The organism is Eggerthella hominis, assembly GCF_014287365.1.
GTDB lineage: Bacteria > Actinomycetota > Coriobacteriia > Coriobacteriales > Eggerthellaceae > Eggerthella > Eggerthella guodeyinii.
In genome coordinates this window covers 290,441-306,066 of sequence record NZ_JACOOA010000002.1, presented here as the reverse complement: position 1 = coordinate 306,066, position 15,626 = coordinate 290,441, and the positions used below count along the sequence as shown (strand labels likewise).

Sequence of the window (15,626 nt, the reverse complement as noted above, 5' to 3'; positions counted from 1 at the left end):
CATCGTGTGATAGGCGGTGGTTCCGGACGCGCCGGTACGCCGCCTCGCTTGGTATGCCCCTATTCTAGGACGCAAATTAGCACTCGACAACCGAGAGTGCTAATTCGTAACGCGTTCGTCATTTTTGGATTCTAAGCTTCCATAATACGCATACCATCAGCCGAAACGTAAAGATGCCCCCACGGGGGTAATGGTCAAATGCGGCGTGCGATCGCATGATGCGAGCCATGGCAAGCGTGCAAACAAGCGAGCAAGCATGCACGCAAGATGAGAGCGAAAAGGAGGAGAGATGACCGAGAGCGAGAACGGGGGTCGCACGTCCGAGATGCCGCGGCGCCGAAGCGCGAAGCGCGGATGGATCGTCGCCGGCGTGGTGGCCGCGGTGGTCGTGGTGGCCGGCGTCGGCATGTGGGTGTGGCACGAGCAGCCCAGTTTCTGCAGCGCGATCTGCCACACGCCGATGGACGCGTACGTGGAGAGCTACACCGAAGGCGATCCGGGCAAGCTGGTGACGCAGCACGCGGCGGCGGGCGAGTCGTGCCTGGACTGCCACGAAGCGGAGATCACCACGCAGGTGTCCGAGGTGATGGCCTGGGTGTCCGACAGCTATCCCATGGACGAGGAGGGCCAGCTGCTGGCCACGGGCAAGGAGTTCGCGAACGAGGAGTTCTGCGCGCGCAGCGGGTGCCACGACATGAACGACGTGGTGGACGCCACCTGGGGCTTCGAGGGCAACGACGAGAAGTACAACCCGCATTCCAGCCACCAGGACAACGTGCTAGAGTGCAGCGACTGCCACAAGGTGCACGAGACGAGCACGCTGTACTGCGCGAAGTGCCACGACTTGAACCTGCCGGAAGGATGGGAGGCCACCGATGAGTAGCAAGCTTTCCCGCCGCAGCTTCCTCAAGGGAGCGGGCATCACGGCCCTCGGCGCCGCGGCTGCCGGAGCGCTTTCGGGGTGCGGCAACGGCTACGTGAACGCCGCCGAGTTGAAGGACGAGACCACGCAGAAGCCGGGCACGCCCTCTTGGTTGGGCGAGGCGCCCGCCATCGACGAAGCGAGCATCACCGAAACCATCGACGTCGACGTCGTGGTGGTGGGGTGTCGCACCGGCGGCCTGCCCGCCGTCATCTCGGCCGCCGAGAACGGGGCGAAGGTGCTCGGCATCGAGCAGATGAGCGCCATCGCCACGCCGCGCGAGGACCTGGGTGCCATCGATTCCAAGCTGCAACAGGAGTCGTTCGAGGAGTTTCCGCAGTTCAAGATCGACAAGATGGAAGCGATGGAGGATATCGTCCGCTATGCCAACGGCTTCGTGAACTACGACCTCATCAAGCTGTGGGCCGACGAGTCGGGCGCGATGATCGACTGGCTGAGCGAGATCATCGAGCGCGACGGCGCGTTCACGATGCGCTTCGAAGGATCCGTGGGCACCGAGGGCCAGGGCGCGCGCGACAAGGCGTGGGCGACGGGTCACAGTCCGGAGAAGCTGACGGACGACAAGGACGTGACGTTCGGCACGACGCTGCGCGACTACGCCGAGGAGCTGGGCGCGGAGTTCCGCTACGACACCATGCTGGTGAAGTGCGAGCAGAACGCCGACGGCCGGGTGACGGGCGTCATCTGCCGCGACGGCAACGACCGCCACTACCTGCGCGTGAACGCGTCGAAGGGCGTCATCCTGGCCACGGGCGGCTACGTGGCGAACACCGAGATGGTGGAGGCGCGCCAGGCGTGGAACAACCGCCTGAAGATCAACGTGCCGGTGGGCGGCAGCTGCACGGGCGACGGCATCCGCGCTGCTCTGTGGTGCGGCGCCACCATCGACCCGATCGGCGCGGCCGTCACGTTCAACCGCGCGTGCTGCAAGCCGGACGAGGTTGCCGGGTCGGACCTGGTGGGCAAGTGGTTCTGGTTCGGCGAGCAGCCCTTCCTCAAGGTGAATCTCAACGGTAAGCGCTTCTGCAACGAAAGCGGCCCCTACGACTACATGCTGCACTCCGCGTTCATGCAGCCGTACCACACCTACGTGGACATCTGGGATTCGGATTACGTGGAGCAGGTGCGTCAGATCAACGAGGTGGGATGCTGCCGCCTGTACCCCTTCGACAACGGCGCGCCGTCGAACATGCCCATCTCGAAGATGGCGGGCGACTTCGAGGCGCTTATCGAGGCCGGCTACATCCAGCAGGCCGACACGATGGAGGAGCTGGCGCAGAAGCTCAACCTGCCGGTGGACGCCACGGTGGAGACGTGGGAGCGCTACAACCAGTTCGCCGACGCGGGCAAGGACGAGGACTACAACAAGGAGCCGTACCGCCTGTTGAAGCTGGACCATCCGCCGTACTACGGCGTGCGCACGGGCTCGTGGTTCCTCGCCACCATCGACGGCTGTCCGGTGAACACCGACATGCACCCCGTGAACGAGGCGGGCGAGCAGATCGACGGCCTGTACATGGTGGGCAACGACTCGGGCGGCTTCTTCAGCGTGAGCTATCCCAACCTGTTCACGGGCTTGGCAGCCGGGCGTACGATGACGTTCGGCCGCCGTGCGGGCATGCTGGCCGCCACGGGCCAAGCGTAGGCGCTGCCGACCCTCCGCGATGGGCCGGCTCCCTCCCTCGGCCGCCCATGCGCGTATCCTCTTTCGACGGGACCCGCCGCACGGCGGGTCCCGTCGTTCGTAGCGCGCAATAGTTGCTACAATGGCGAACATGACATTGCCCGACGAGCATATCTTCTCGCGCGACTTCGCCAGGACGACGGCGGCGCTCGCGTTCGTGCTGTTGGCGACGTCGCTGATGAACATCGTCGTGTTCCCGCAGTTCGATGCGGTGTTCACGTACGCGCGCGACGTGTCGGTGCTCGCGAGCTCGGTCGCGCTCATCGTCATCGGCCTGGCGGCGGCCTTCCGTCCGTCGCTGTTGCGCGTGCGCGTGCTGCAACGGGGCGCGATCGGCTGTCTTGCGGCGGGTGCGGTGCTGCTGCCGCTTTCCCTGCATGCGAGCAACGCGATAGGGCTTACGGTTGCCGCCAGCCTGGCGGCCGTCGGGCGCAGCTGGATCGTCGTTGCGGTGGGCATGGCGGCCTCGCGGTTCACGCTGCGGCAGACGGGCCTGTGCGTCGCGCTGGCGTTCGTGGCGTACTACCTGATGACGGCGCTGGCATGGGTGGTGCCCGCCGCTGCGGGCATCGCGCTGTTCCTGCTGCTGCCGTTCGCGTCGCTCGCGCTGACCTGGCGCGCCGCGCTGCCGGTGCTCGAGGCGACCGAGGCGGGCGAGGCGCCGGCCGACTTCTCGGTCACGCAGCCGTCGTCGTTCCTGCCGTTGGGGAGCCAGCTGTTCGTGTGCCTGTTCCTGTTCCGCGTGGCGTTCGGCTACTCGCTGCGATTCGGCGAGGTGGGCGGCGTGCCGCTGTCGGACTTCCTGGTCATCGTGCCGGTTGCCGCGGTGGCGCTGGTGGTGCTGCTATCGCGCAAGGCGTTCCCGGCCGACCTGCTGGCGCAGGTGTCGGTGCTGCTGGTGGTGGCGGGCTTCTTCGCGGGCTCCACACTGTACGACCTGGCGCCGGTGGCCAGCGTCACGCTGCTTTCGGCGGGCAATACGCTGTTCGACATGGTGGCGTGGGTGGCGCTCGTGGCCATCGCCGCGCGCAACGAGCGCGGCGCGGTGGCGGCGTTCGCCTGGGGCCGCGGCCTGACCGGCTTGGGCACCATCGTGGGCGCGGCGCTGGGCGTGCTGGCGAACGGCCTGCTGGGAAGCGGTTCGTACGGCGCGGCCGTCATGGGCGGCCTGCTGATCCTCGTGTTCGTGGGGTACGCGCTCATCGGGCTGAAGACGTTCAGCTTCTCGGCGACCATCGCGGGCGTCACGCCGGTGGACGAGGCGGTGGCGAACGCTCCCGAGCGGGACTTCGAGGCCCGCTGCCGCGCGGTGGCGGAGCGGTTCGGCCTGAGCCCGCGCGAGCTCGAGGTGTTCATGATGCTGGCGCGCGGGCGCGATCGCGCCTACATCCAGGAGCAGCTGGTGGTGTCGCGCAACACCGTGAAAGCCCACGTCAAGCACGTGTACGCCAAGCTTGGCATCCACACCCACCAAGAGCTGATCGACCTGGTGGAATAAGACGCGCTCATCGCGTTCGGGCGCTGCGCTCAGTCTTTCCGGGCGTAGAAGCAGCGGCACCAGCTGCGGTCGTCTTCCACGGCAACCCTCCTGCTGGAGGCGTCGCACCGTACGGGCAGGGGCATGCTTTCCAGAGCCTCTTCGATGCTGAGCACCATGCCTTCGTGTTCGGCGCATCGCGCGCATACCATGCCGTCGTGGCCCGAGACGATGCGCACCTTAGTCGCCCCGCTGCGTTGGAGGTGCTTCAGCTGGCATCGCAGCGCTTCGCGTTGGACGGGGAAGAAGTCTTCGCCGACGCTGCAACGATAGCGCGCTTTCTCAAGCAGGAGCTTGCCGAGCGTGTTCCAGTCTTCGCGGCTGCGGGCCGCCGCTTCCTCGTCGTCGAGCACGTTCCAGATCGCTTGCGCTATCGACTGCTCCTTCCGCGCGTCGCCTGAAAGGAATGCGGCGAAGGGGTCGTCGAACAGGTTGAGATAGAGGTTGGCAAGCCTCATGGAATTCAAGCTGCACGCATCCTTCTTGTCGAGCAGGTACGTTTCCCCGGTTGCGGGGTGCCTTCTGATGTGCATGGTCTTCCCGCACGAGGGGCACGCTTCCTCGGTGCTGCTCAGCTTCTCGTCGGAAATGCGCGCGAGAACCTGCTCCTTGGCGGACAGCTGATCGAAGGCGCGCGCTTGAAGCGCAGGAATGCTCGCTTGGCAATAGGGGCACTGCATAGGGCTTCTTCCTCTCTGTTTGCAGGGTGTCAGGAGGGCTGTGCGGGAGGGGGTGGAGGGTTCCCGCGTCCCACACAGCTTGCTCATGCTTCGTCGTCGGCTCGTTCGGTTTCGGCTCGCATCACGAAGATTGCGGAGTCGCGCCCTCCGGGGCTCCTTCCGGGGCGCCCTCGGGGGCTCCCCCCGACGCGTCTTCCGCGCCTGCGGTGGGGCCACCGGGCATCGTGGGCGCGGAAAGCACGCGGCTGGGAATCGCCTCGCCGCCGTCGCTTCCCCCGTCGTCTTCGAGGGCGCATGTTCCCGCGCGCCATCCGTTCAGGCGGTTGTTGGCAAGGGCAAGGCCCGCCGCCAGGCCGGGATAGTACACGTTGAACTTGCGTCCCACCACGTTGCCGGCCAGGTACAGGCCGCGAATCCTGCGACCTTCGGCATCGAGCGCCTGCATGGTTATCGGGTCGGTGACCAGGCCGCCCAGAACCAGCAGCGGATCGCTCACGTAGTTCTTGCCCGCATAGTAGGGCGGGGTGTCGATGGGGAACATGCGCCACGATCCGCGGAAGAAGTCCGTGTCGGCGCCTTTGTACGCCATTTCGTTGTAGCGTTCGACCGTTGCGACGAGGGTGTCGACGGGAACTCCCATAAGCTCGGCAAGCTCCTCGATGGTGTCCGCCTTGTAGCGCACGGTGCCGTTGCTGGACGTGCCGGTGAACCCCTCCTCCTCGACGGGCGTGGTGGAGGCGCTTTCCATTTCGGCGATCAGCTCGTCGTTCACCTCCCACACGCTGTTGTATTCGGGCGTCATCTGGGGCACGTATTGCTGCCAGTTGGAATCGCAGATCTGCCACGCGAATTTGCCCGGATTCTGCTCGACGCACTCGTTCCACAGGGGGTTCGACACGTCTTCGTTGTGGAACCGCTCGCCGTAGGCGTTCACGTGAAGGAACGCCGAGCAGCGAAGCAGGCCGTAGCTGAACGCGTGGCGTAGCGGCGCGTGGGGCGAGCTTTCCATCTGGGCGCCGACCCACATGCCCATGCGGTGGCCGTCTCCCGTGTTCAGCGTCATCGAGAACGCGTCGGGGCTGTACACGCGCGGGCAGTACGCCTGCACCATCTGCTTGTCGGCGCTGTATTCGCCCGTGCACAAGATGATGCCCTTGCTTCCTTCAAACTTCACGTAGTCGCCGTTTTGGTTCTTGGCGATGACGGCTGTGACGCGGCCGTTGTCGTCTTCGCGAACAAGCTGTTCAGCCGAGGTGTTCGTGAAGATTTCTGCGCCGTTTTTCATGGCTTTGTCGCGCACGGCGGTCAAGAAATCAGAGTTCGGCTCAATGGACACGGCGATAGGGTAATGCTTGTAGTTCTCGCGCTCCACATCGTAGCCTTCGGGGTAGGGCCACTCGTGCATTTCCCACGCGAGGCCGTTTTCCTGGGCGATAGCGTCCATCCATTCGGCGAATTCGCCGCCATCGTTCATCCATTGCTGGTAGAAGCGGTAATCGGGGCGCTCGGCACCGCACTTCATGAGCTCCCAGATGGCTTTGCGGCGGTCGTCGTCGGTGAAATCCAGCCCGTGTTCCTTGGTGATGGCGATGTTGCTCATGAAAGCCATTTTGTTGGCGCCGCACCAGCTGCCCGAACCCTTTTCGATGCCGATGACGCTTGCGCCTCCTTCGACGGCCGTGAGCATCGCCATGACGCCCGCGTTGCCCACGCCGACGACGATGATGTCGGCGCTATGCGTTTCGGCGATCTCGCTGTCGTCGATCGCGGCGGGCGGGGTCTCCCACCACCATTGGGCCTGCACGTTGCCGTTCCCGTCGGCGACCGCCGCGCCCTGGCCGTCGGCTGCCGCGGTGGAGCTGCTGGGCGAGCAGCTGGCCAACAGCCCGGCGCCAAGGGCGGCCGTGCCCATGGCCGCGCCTCCCGCAAGAAAGCTGCGCCGCGATATGCCCCCCTGGCGTGCTTGCCCGCCGTTGCGCGTGCGGTTGCTTTTCGATCCCTTACCCATGAGACGTCCTCCTTTGTTAACGGATGCGGTTGAGTTGCTGCAGCGCGCTGCGCTCGCATCTCGGAAGAACACGCTACAAAGGTGGAGAACGTGCGAACATCGCCCCCTGGGGCGAATGCCGAAAACCCCATCCCCTCAAGGGGTGATTCCGGGTTGGCTGCTGAAACGGCCGCTAGGCTTCGGGGTATTCCTGCACGAGATCGAGAAGCTTCTCGCGCGAGTCCACGCCCAGCTTCTTGTATATGTGCTTGCGGTGCGTTTTGACCGTGTTGGGCGAGATGAACAAATGCGAGCCTATGACGTTCTCGCCTCGTCCCTGGACGAGCAGCTGGAAGACCTCGGTTTCCCGGTTCGAGAGGTCGTGCTCCTTCGCGATCTGCAGCGCTCTTGCCTGGATGGCGTCCGGAGCGCTTTCGACCGCGCCGTTTTTGCCGTTGACGCTTGAGAACACGAACGACAGGATGATGAATGCGAGGAAAACGAAGATCAGCGCGGTGAAGATGAGATCCGCCGTTTGGGAGCTCACGAGGCGGCCGAGGACGATGCCTGCCGACATGGCTCCCGACACCAGCATGCGCTCGATTGTGAACAGCTTGTCGGAGAGCGAAGGGTGCATCGAGGCGAGAACGGAAAGCGCCGTCCAGGCGATGGTTTCGAAGATCATGAGGCAAGCGGCCCACGAAATGCCCGAGAGCAGCTCCATCCCCGATTCCATATACGAAAGAAAGGGATCGGCCAAAAGCAAGGCGGCTGCAAGGGGGATCGCTGCTTTGTACACGTTGTTGAACCCGAGGATTTCCTTCTTCGAGCAGGCGATGGCGGCGAATGCGGCTCCGGCGAGCACGGTGACCACGGTTTGGAGGGTCGGGTCGTAGAAGACGGCGAACGAATAATGCTCCCAGTAGAATCCGAGCACCAGCGCGAAGACGGAAAGGCCTGCCAGGGCCGACCATAGGTACGCCGCCGCGCCGTTCGCGCTCTTCTGCGGGGAGGCGCTTTCCCGGCGAGGGGCCGCTTGCGGTTTCGCGGTGGCCAGCAGACGCGCCGCCGCTATCGTTGCGAGCGCCTGGTAGATGATCCAAAGCCACTGCTGGCTCGGATTGCCGAACACGAGCCAGGGAAGCACGCTGAGCGTTATGCCGATCGCGTGCGACAGGCCTGCGTGCAGGAGGATCGTCTTCGGCGCAGCGGCCCGGTACGCCCGGCCCCAGAGGATCGCGAGCAGCGCGTTGGCCATGCCGATGGGCGCGCCGCAGAGAATCGCGTACGGGATGGTGAGCGTTGCGACGACGCCGTGAAGTCCCATGCTGACGATTCCTACCAGGTAGAACACCGAGCTGAAAGCGATCAGGCGATGCCATCTCGGCTGCTTCGCCGTGCGGCAGAACCCCGCATAGTAGGCGAGCGCGCAAACCATGCCTCCCAGCAGAAAAGCCAGAAGCTCCGCTATGTGGAAGAACTCGGAGCCGGGAACCAGCGCGTATTCAAGGCCGTCCGGGATGAACGCGTTCAAGAACATGAGATTGCTGGCTACCAGGAACGATAGGCCCAGGAGCAGCACCTTCGGAGAAGCGGGCTTCGCTTGCTCGGCATCCCGGATCATGTTCTCGATCGGTTTCATGGATCGCGTGCGCTTCCGTTTCTCGCTTTTCGGAGGCCGCCGTTTCCCGGCGGAGAAAAGGCGCGTGTTGCCTGCTGGAACAGGACTACATTTTACCAGAATCGAGATAGACGAACGCTCTCGGGTCCTCGAGGTTGAGGGCGATCCCCTGGTCGGCATCCGCGTCCGCCAAGCGTTAGCGGGAAGCGCCCTCGCCGTCTTCCGCGGCGCCCAGCACGAGATCCATCATCTCTTGGCGGTTGCCGATGCCGAGCTTGGCGTAGATGTGGGCGATGTGCGTCTTCACGGTGTTTTCGGCCAGCACCAGCTCTTCCTGGATGAGGGTGCGCGTGCGGCCTTGCGCGAGGAGGATGAATATCTCCGTTTCGCGGGGCGACAGCTTGTTGGCCGCGGCGATGTCCTTGCAGCGAACCGCGATGGCGCGCGATACGTGCTCGCCGGTCAGGTCGCCGAGCGGCGGGTTCTCGGACGCGGTCGCCGGCTTTTCCGCGGCGTTCTCCCTGTCGCCCGCGTCCAGCCGTCGCGCTCCCATCCACTCGCTCAGAATGGCGGCGATGGTGAGCGAGTAGGCGGCGCCGAGCATCACCATGCTGCTGAACGCCGCGCCGCTTCCCAGCAGCGCGACCCACAGCATGGAGCTGAGCGCGTAAATGGCCGCGGCGATGCCCATCATGCGGTACGAGGGCATGGTGAGCGCGTCGATCGCCGTGACCACGACGATCCAGAACAGCACGTGCGCGCAGGAGTCGTCCAGCCTCATGCACGCGTCGAGCAACGCGGCGGGGATGCCGGGCGCGGGGTTCTGCGACACGACGAGGAACAGGCCGCCGATGACGATGATGAACGCCGGCTGGAACCTCAAATCGAGGCGCCACCGGGTTGTCTTCACGAGCGTGGCGTATGCGAAGAGGGCCAGGATCGCCGTGGAGGCGAGGGACGAGGCGATGCCGGCGGTCATGCCCTGCGCCGCAGCCTCGCTGCCCCACAGCCCGATCGAGCTGAACGATCGCACGGTGGCAAGCAGAAGCGCGGCGGCGGCAACGAGAACCAGCAGGCTCCTTCGGCCTTCGTGCCCTTCCGGCAGCATGGCGCGACGCGGTTGCGCGGCAAGCGTCGTCGATGCTTCGGAGTGGGAAGACCGTCGCGACGCGACGGCCTTGGCGCGGTTGACCGGTGCGGCGGTGCGCGCTGCCTTGAACAGCGCGGCCGAGACGAGCGGCAGCGCGATGGTGATGACGATCTGCCAGGTGGAGGACACGAGCTCGCGCACGATGGGGAGCGCGAGCGTTTCCGCGCCCAATGCCGCGACGATGCACCAAGCGGTGCAGGCGAACGTTTGCGTCCTGGTGAGCAGCAGGTAGAACCGCGACGCGATCCAGAAATAGCCGGCTCCGAATACGATCAAGCCAGCGACCGCCAGCACGATCGGGTCGAAGAGGCTTTGATGGGAGGCGAGCGCGAAGCTCGCGGTGCCCACCGAAGAGGCGAGCGGCAGCACGTAGGAGAAGGGTCGATCGCGCTCGCGCAGCCAGCGGGGCGCGAGGGCGAATGCGATGCCGACGGCAAGTATGCCCAGCAGGAAGAACAGCCGCGGGTTGACGGCGGGGTCCAGGTCGTGCAGCGAGGAGGGGAATCCTCCCGTGTGCCCGGCCAGCGTGCACCAGAGCAGATTCGTGCCCAGCCCCAAGGAGGCGAAGACCGCGCTGCGGTCGATACGCCTGCCGGCGACGTTGTGCATGCCCGATCCCCCCGATTCTTCCCCTGACGCAGATGCAAGGAGGATGCGGGCAGGTGGCCGCGAGCCCTTGCAGAGCGGGGTCATTATAAACGATTTCCACGATAGGCGAAAATGCCTCCTCCCTCCATCAACCAAACCGGGGGATACCCGCTCGGGTCGGACCCCTCATTCACCCGGATGCGTTGATGGCGTTCCCCGCCGCGTGATTCTACCATCGTTCCGACGTGCGGCGAACGCGTGCGTTTCAGGTGGGGAGGAGGGCCGAAAAGCAAGCGCGCACCGCCGCATTTTGACCAGAGAAGACGGAGGAGATCATGAGAAACATGCGACTGAAAGCCGCGCTCGGCATGGCGGGGGTGTTGGCCGTGACGGCAACCTGCTGCGTGGTCGGTCCTGCGCTCGCCGCCGATTCCGCATCGACCGCGGACGAGATCGTGCGTGGCGGGGAGCCGGACGGAGACGTGCAGTATCCAGGCAAGGAGTTCATCGTCGAGAACTACGACAAGTGGGACAAGATCGCCGAGGAGTACGCGCCCGAGATCATCCGATACGCGAACGGGCAGCTGGTCCAGCGCACGCCGACCGAGTACGAGTGCCCCCATTGGATGCAGCAAAGTTGGACCATCTCGTACAACACGTATTATCTCGATGCCGATAATCGCGGCTGCAATTCGTGCCACGCCGACCTGAACGCGATGATCGAGAACATGGAATACAAGCACGCCACCATCGACAACGAGGCGCTGGAAACGTACGGCGACGTGAACCAGTGCATCTCGTGCCACCGCGACAACGGCGACGATTTCGGCCGGTTGATCCATGCCATCCACTTCAACGAGCGAAGCGGCTCCAAGTTCGCCGAGGGCTCGAACGGCACGTGCCAATCGTGCCACGACGCGACGGCGGATGGCAACGGCATGCAGTTGTGGGACAACGTGAAGCACGACGCGCTCCAGGGCATCAACCAGGTTGAAAACGTGCAGGGCGAGTTCTCGGCCACGCAGGACAAGGTGCAATCCCAAAGCGAGCTGTACAGCTACGACTTCGTCCACGGCTATTACGATCACATGCGCTACGCCTGCAGCCCCGCGGGGTTGGACATCGACCTGCCCCAGAGCATGTTCGACGAGTGGGAAATCACCATCGACGGCAACGTGAACGAGCCCTATACGGCGAAGCTGCCCGAGCTGGTGGCCGAGGCCGAGGCCGCGGGCGTCGTGGTGACGAAGCCCTCGAAGATGGTGTGCGAGCTCAATCCGATCGGCGGAGGCGGAATCGGCCAGGCCGAGATAACGGGCATCCCGGTGAGCTGGCTCATCGAGAAGGCAGGGGGCTACACCGAAGGCACCAACAGCGTGCGCGCCATCCGTGCGGACGGGTCTTCGCGCAGCGGGTTCGACCTGTCGGTTTTGGACAAGGGGTACCTGGTGTACAAGATCGGCGGGGAGTATCTGGACGCGCGCCACGGCTTCCCGGTGACGCATTGGCAGGAAACGTACGATGCCCAGATATTCTCGAAGCAGATCAACGGGTACCACGTGACGTCCGACGTTATGGACGAGCGCGAATGCGGCCAGGTCAACCAAGAAGGCGCGCACGTGAACCGCCCCAACGTCACCGTGTGCGGCGTGCCCGAGGGCCTCATCATCCAGAACGGGCAGCCGTTCACCTTCAACGGCTACGCCGACGCGTTCGACCATCCCATGAAGACGGTGGAGTTCTCCATGGACGGGGGCGAGACGTGGACCTCGTTCGACGTGGGAGACGTCGACCCGGCGAAGTGGCTGTGGTGGAGCTTCACGTTCACGCCTGAGAAGGAGGGCGCGTACGTGCTGAGCGTTCGCGGCACGGACGTCGACGGCGAAGTGAGCTATCGCGATCACGAGGTGCTGGTGAATGCCAAGGACGAGATGCCGACCGAAGACGAGATCACCGAGATAGGGAAGATCGTCGATCCGGCTTTGGCCGACGGCGAGACTTCCGGCGATCAGCAGTAAGCGAGGATGATTGATATGACGCAACGAACTACCCGCGTGCTGTCCGGCGTCGCCGGCGCGGCGCTCCTGCTGACCGGCTCGGGCTTGGCGCTGAGCGCCTTGCATCCCGGCAGCGCCGACGCCTCGGACGCATCGAGCGGAACGACGCACGCGTTCAACGAGAACGTGGTGGAAGCCTCGTGGGCGAACATCGACGACGGCTCGTACGTGAAGGTGCCGAACGTGCAAGGGAGCTTCGCGTTCAACCAGGCGGGCACGACGCCGAACGACGAGCTGTTCAACGTGTTCGGCACGGCCTTGACCTCGATGTGCTCCAAGCCTGCAACGGAGTTCGAGGCGCAGGGAAGCGGCCTTGCCAGCTTCTACGTGAACGTGGGAGGGCATATCGAGAAGAACTTCACCGTGGACGTGAGCGAGCTTTCCGAAGACGCGAGCGAAGAAGCGCTCATGGCGTGCTCGTGCGCCACCGGCTCTCCGTTCGGGCAGGCGGCCGTTCTCGGCGTGCCGCTGGCTTCCATCGTGGAAATGGCCGATTTGGAGGAGGGCGTGAACACCGTGACGGCGTACGGCGCCGACGGATTCGGCCAGCCGCTGCCGCTGCGCTATGCGCTGGAGCACGATGCGATGCTCGTCTACCAAGTGAACGGCAAGGAGCTGACGTCGATGACGGAGGGGTCCAGCTTGCAGCTGTGGATGCCCGAGACGGTGGCGCGGTACTTCACTCGCGCTATCACGGATATCGAGCTGACGCGCGAAGATGCCGAACCGGACGTGCAGCAGGTCGATCCGTGCTATCGCAATAAGATCAACATCATGAACTACGCCGACGGGTGCACGTTCGGCGTGGGCGACGAGATCACGTTCGAGGGCGTTGCCGACGATCTGGGAAGCCCGATCGAGGCCATCGAATTCTCGTTCGACGGCGGTGCCACGTGGTTGTCGTGCGCGACGGAGGGCGCCACCGCGGACAAGTGGGTGAACTGGCAGTTTTCCACCTCGTTCGAGGACGCGGGCGACTACCGCATGACGGTGCGCGCCAAGACGGCCGACGGGATGGTGTCGCCGCTTGCGGCAACGCTGCTGTTTGCGGTTGAGTAAGGCTTTCTTTCTCGCGCGCACGAACCCGTGCGGGCTCGTGCGCGCGGGCTCCCCAGCCTCAACGAGACTTTCACGCCTTGTGCCAACGTTGGCTCGATATCCTATACTGGAGCCTCACGCTGATTCTATCTCGAGAGGAGCTCCGGCATGACCGTTATCGGCCTTATATCCGACACGCATGGGCGGTTGCCCGACGAGGCGCTTGCGGCCATGGCCGACGTCGACCACATCATCCATGCGGGCGACATCGGCGGCCCCGAGATCCTCCATGCGCTCGAGGCGCTGGCGCCGACCACGGCGGTGCTCGGCAACAACGACTTCGACGAGTACGGCTCGCGCGTGGGCCGTTTCGCGCATCCCGTCATCGACGGGGTGCGCTTCCTCGTGGCACACTATCCACGCGACGTGCAGATCGGGTTCAACGGCTGCGCGGGCCTGGCGGCGGGCGATCCCATCCCGCAGGTGTGCGTCCACGGGCACACGCATGTTCCCGAGCTGGTGTACGGGCCCGAAGCGCGTCCGGCGTCGTACGTCGTCTGCCCCGGCGCGCCGTTCCGTCCGCGCGGCGGGTTCCCGAAGTGCACGGGCCGCATGAAGGTGGAGGACGGTCGCGTGCTGGGCGTGCGCATCGCGTCGCTCGACGGCCAGACGCTGTTCGAAGTGGGCGAGGGGCTCTCGTGACGCAGAGCGCATCGACGCAGCGCGCGCTGCGCGAGCTGGTGAAAACGCTGAGCGCGACCCGGGCGGGTCGCATCGGGCTGGTCGCGATCGTCGCGGTGGTGCTGGTCGGCGCCGTGTGGATCAACGCGCTGGCGGGGGATGCTCCTTCGCCGGGGGCGTCGTCCTCGTCGTCCGCGTCTGCCGCGCGCGAGGCGTCCGCGGGCGTGAGCGAGGCGGCGTACCGCGCCGCCGACCGGGATGCGTCGCGCGGGACGGAGACACAGCGCGCGCACCTCGATCCCGCCTCGTTCGAATGCGTGACGGTGCGCCATGTGGTGGACGGCGACACGCTCGCCGTTGCGACCGAGAGCGGCGACCACGTGTCGGTGCGCTTGATCGGCATGGACACCCCCGAAAGCGTGGCACCCCAGGAGGAGCGCAACTGCGAAGAGGGCGTGCTGGCGTCCGACCATATGAAAGAGCTGGTGGGCAAAGGCGACGTCCTGTGGTTGCAGTACGACACGAGCGTCACCGACAAGTACGATCGCCCGCTCGCCTACGTGTGGCGCGCCCTGCCCGCCAGCGCCGCGGAGGCCGACGACCCCGCCGTCATCGCGCGCGACATGCTGAACGCCATCCAGGTGATCGACGGCTACGGCCAGGCCAAAACCTACCGGCCCGACATCTACCACGACGGGCTTTTCGCCCAGTGGGGCGACGAGGCCCTCGCCGACGCCCGCGGCGTCACCCACAAGTGGGCCTGACGGGCAGGTTGTTGGGCACGCGTACGGCACAAGAGGCACAAGAGGCACGAGAACGGATGTTTCACGTGAAACATCGGGCGGTGCGGCCGCTTATGCGAACGGGCGGCTCGCGCGAGCCGCCCGTTCAGGGGAGGGAGGGAACGTCGAAGGTGCGTCAGCCGACCGTCGCGGCATGCGGGTCGGGCGCGTGGTGGCGCAGGAGGGCGCGCCGCATGCGCAGCACGACGTAGGCGCCCACCGCCACGGAGTACACCGCCAGGCTGATGGCGGCCGTGTCGCGTCCGGCGAGCGCGGACGGACCCAGCAGCAACGCGAGATGCACGTACGTGAGCAGGTAGAACGGGTATGCCAGGCGCTGCACGCCCTTCCAGCGCGCGGCGCTCATCCGCCGCTTCACCGCCTGGAACGAGGTGACCAGCAAGACGGCCATGAGGGCAGTCAGCAACCCTGCGAGCGCCAGCGAGAACCCGAGGTTCCCGGCGAACGCCGAGCCCAGCCGCGGCACGTAGGAGACGCCGTAAAAGGCCAGGTGCCCCAGCGCGAACACGCATCCCAGGATGGACAGCTGCCGTCGGATGGGCATGAGCCGTGCCCGCAGCGACGACCCCTCGTCGAGCACGCCCACGAACATCACGACGGTGAACAGCGCGAACGCAAGCGCGCATCGCTGCATGAGCGGCATGAAGTACGGCCACAGGCCGCCCGTTGCGTTCGCGCTCGTCCCGAACCAGTACAGGCCCACAAGCGCAAGCGCCGCGAGATAGAACGGGACAGGGTAGCGCTTCAACGGCTTCGCAAGCGGAACAACAAGAACGATGCAGCACGCCAATGCGATCAAGAACCTCATACCAACCCCCTTTGTTGGTCACGATTCTGTCATAGTATCATAGTATAGC

General features: G+C 65.3%; 12 protein-coding genes. 7 read left to right on the top strand and 5 right to left on the bottom strand.

Translation table 11 applies throughout. From position 1 onward, the window contains the following. Positions 1 to 289 precede the first annotated feature (289 nt). The 3 genes from H8S61_RS06055 (at position 290) to H8S61_RS06045 (ending at position 4,125) form a co-directional block, all read left to right on the top strand. On the top strand, positions 290 to 883 hold the full coding sequence (locus H8S61_RS06055; protein WP_186938331.1) for a cytochrome c3 family protein: 594 nt from the start codon (positions 290 to 292) through the stop codon (positions 881 to 883). Continuing rightward, positions 876 to 2,588, top strand: coding sequence for an FAD-dependent oxidoreductase (locus H8S61_RS06050; protein ID WP_186938330.1), 1,713 nt, complete (start codon positions 876 to 878; stop codon positions 2,586 to 2,588). Before H8S61_RS06055 ends, H8S61_RS06050 begins: the two co-directional genes overlap by 8 nt. Before the next feature lie 130 nt (positions 2,589 to 2,718). Next, positions 2,719 to 4,125 (top strand): helix-turn-helix transcriptional regulator, encoded by a 1,407-nt coding sequence (locus H8S61_RS06045; RefSeq protein ID WP_186938329.1) that lies wholly within the window; start codon positions 2,719 to 2,721, stop codon positions 4,123 to 4,125. A 29-nt stretch (positions 4,126 to 4,154) separates the two neighbouring features. Here the strand turns inward: H8S61_RS06045 and H8S61_RS06040 are convergent, their stop codons facing one another. The 4 genes from H8S61_RS06040 to H8S61_RS06025 all read right to left on the bottom strand — a co-directional run bounded on the left by H8S61_RS06040 (position 4,155) and on the right by H8S61_RS06025 (position 10,211). Then, a complete protein-coding gene (locus tag H8S61_RS06040) occupies positions 4,155 to 4,844 on the bottom strand; it encodes a hypothetical protein (RefSeq protein WP_186938328.1) in 690 nt (229 codons plus the stop codon). A gap of 121 nt (positions 4,845 to 4,965) precedes the next feature. Then, the gene (locus H8S61_RS06035) at positions 4,966 to 6,852 is read right to left on the bottom strand and encodes an FAD-dependent oxidoreductase (RefSeq protein ID WP_186938327.1); all 1,887 of its coding nucleotides are present in this window, start codon (positions 6,850 to 6,852) and stop codon (positions 4,966 to 4,968) included. A 172-nt stretch (positions 6,853 to 7,024) separates the two neighbouring features. After that, the gene (locus H8S61_RS06030; RefSeq protein ID WP_186938326.1) at positions 7,025 to 8,473 is read right to left on the bottom strand and encodes a helix-turn-helix transcriptional regulator; all 1,449 of its coding nucleotides are present in this window, start codon (positions 8,471 to 8,473) and stop codon (positions 7,025 to 7,027) included. 175 nt (positions 8,474 to 8,648) lie between these two features. Further along, positions 8,649 to 10,211, bottom strand: coding sequence for a helix-turn-helix transcriptional regulator (locus tag H8S61_RS06025; RefSeq protein WP_160941944.1), 1,563 nt, complete (start codon positions 10,209 to 10,211; stop codon positions 8,649 to 8,651). Positions 10,212 to 10,525: 314 nt separating this feature from the next. Between H8S61_RS06025 and H8S61_RS06020 the strand changes: the two genes are divergently transcribed. From H8S61_RS06020 to H8S61_RS17705, 4 genes are all read left to right on the top strand, one after another. After that, a complete protein-coding gene (locus tag H8S61_RS06020) occupies positions 10,526 to 12,208 on the top strand; it encodes a molybdopterin-dependent oxidoreductase (RefSeq protein WP_186938325.1) in 1,683 nt (560 codons plus the stop codon). A 15-nt stretch (positions 12,209 to 12,223) separates the two neighbouring features. Next, the gene (locus tag H8S61_RS06015) at positions 12,224 to 13,306 is read left to right on the top strand and encodes a molybdopterin-dependent oxidoreductase (protein WP_186938324.1); all 1,083 of its coding nucleotides are present in this window, start codon (positions 12,224 to 12,226) and stop codon (positions 13,304 to 13,306) included. Between the two features lie 147 nt (positions 13,307 to 13,453). Further along, complete coding sequence (locus H8S61_RS06010) at positions 13,454 to 13,987, top strand: metallophosphoesterase family protein (protein WP_186938323.1); 534 nt, start codon at positions 13,454 to 13,456, stop codon at positions 13,985 to 13,987. Further along, entirely contained in the window at positions 13,984 to 14,730 is a 747-nt protein-coding gene (locus H8S61_RS17705) for a thermonuclease family protein (RefSeq protein WP_186938322.1), read from the top strand. The genes H8S61_RS06010 and H8S61_RS17705 overlap by 4 nt, the downstream gene beginning before the upstream one ends. A gap of 154 nt (positions 14,731 to 14,884) precedes the next feature. Here the strand turns inward: H8S61_RS17705 and H8S61_RS06000 are convergent, their stop codons facing one another. Beyond that, on the bottom strand, positions 14,885 to 15,577 hold the full coding sequence (locus H8S61_RS06000; protein WP_160941939.1) for a ferric reductase-like transmembrane domain-containing protein: 693 nt from the start codon (positions 15,575 to 15,577) through the stop codon (positions 14,885 to 14,887). Positions 15,578 to 15,626: the final 49 nt, after the last annotated feature.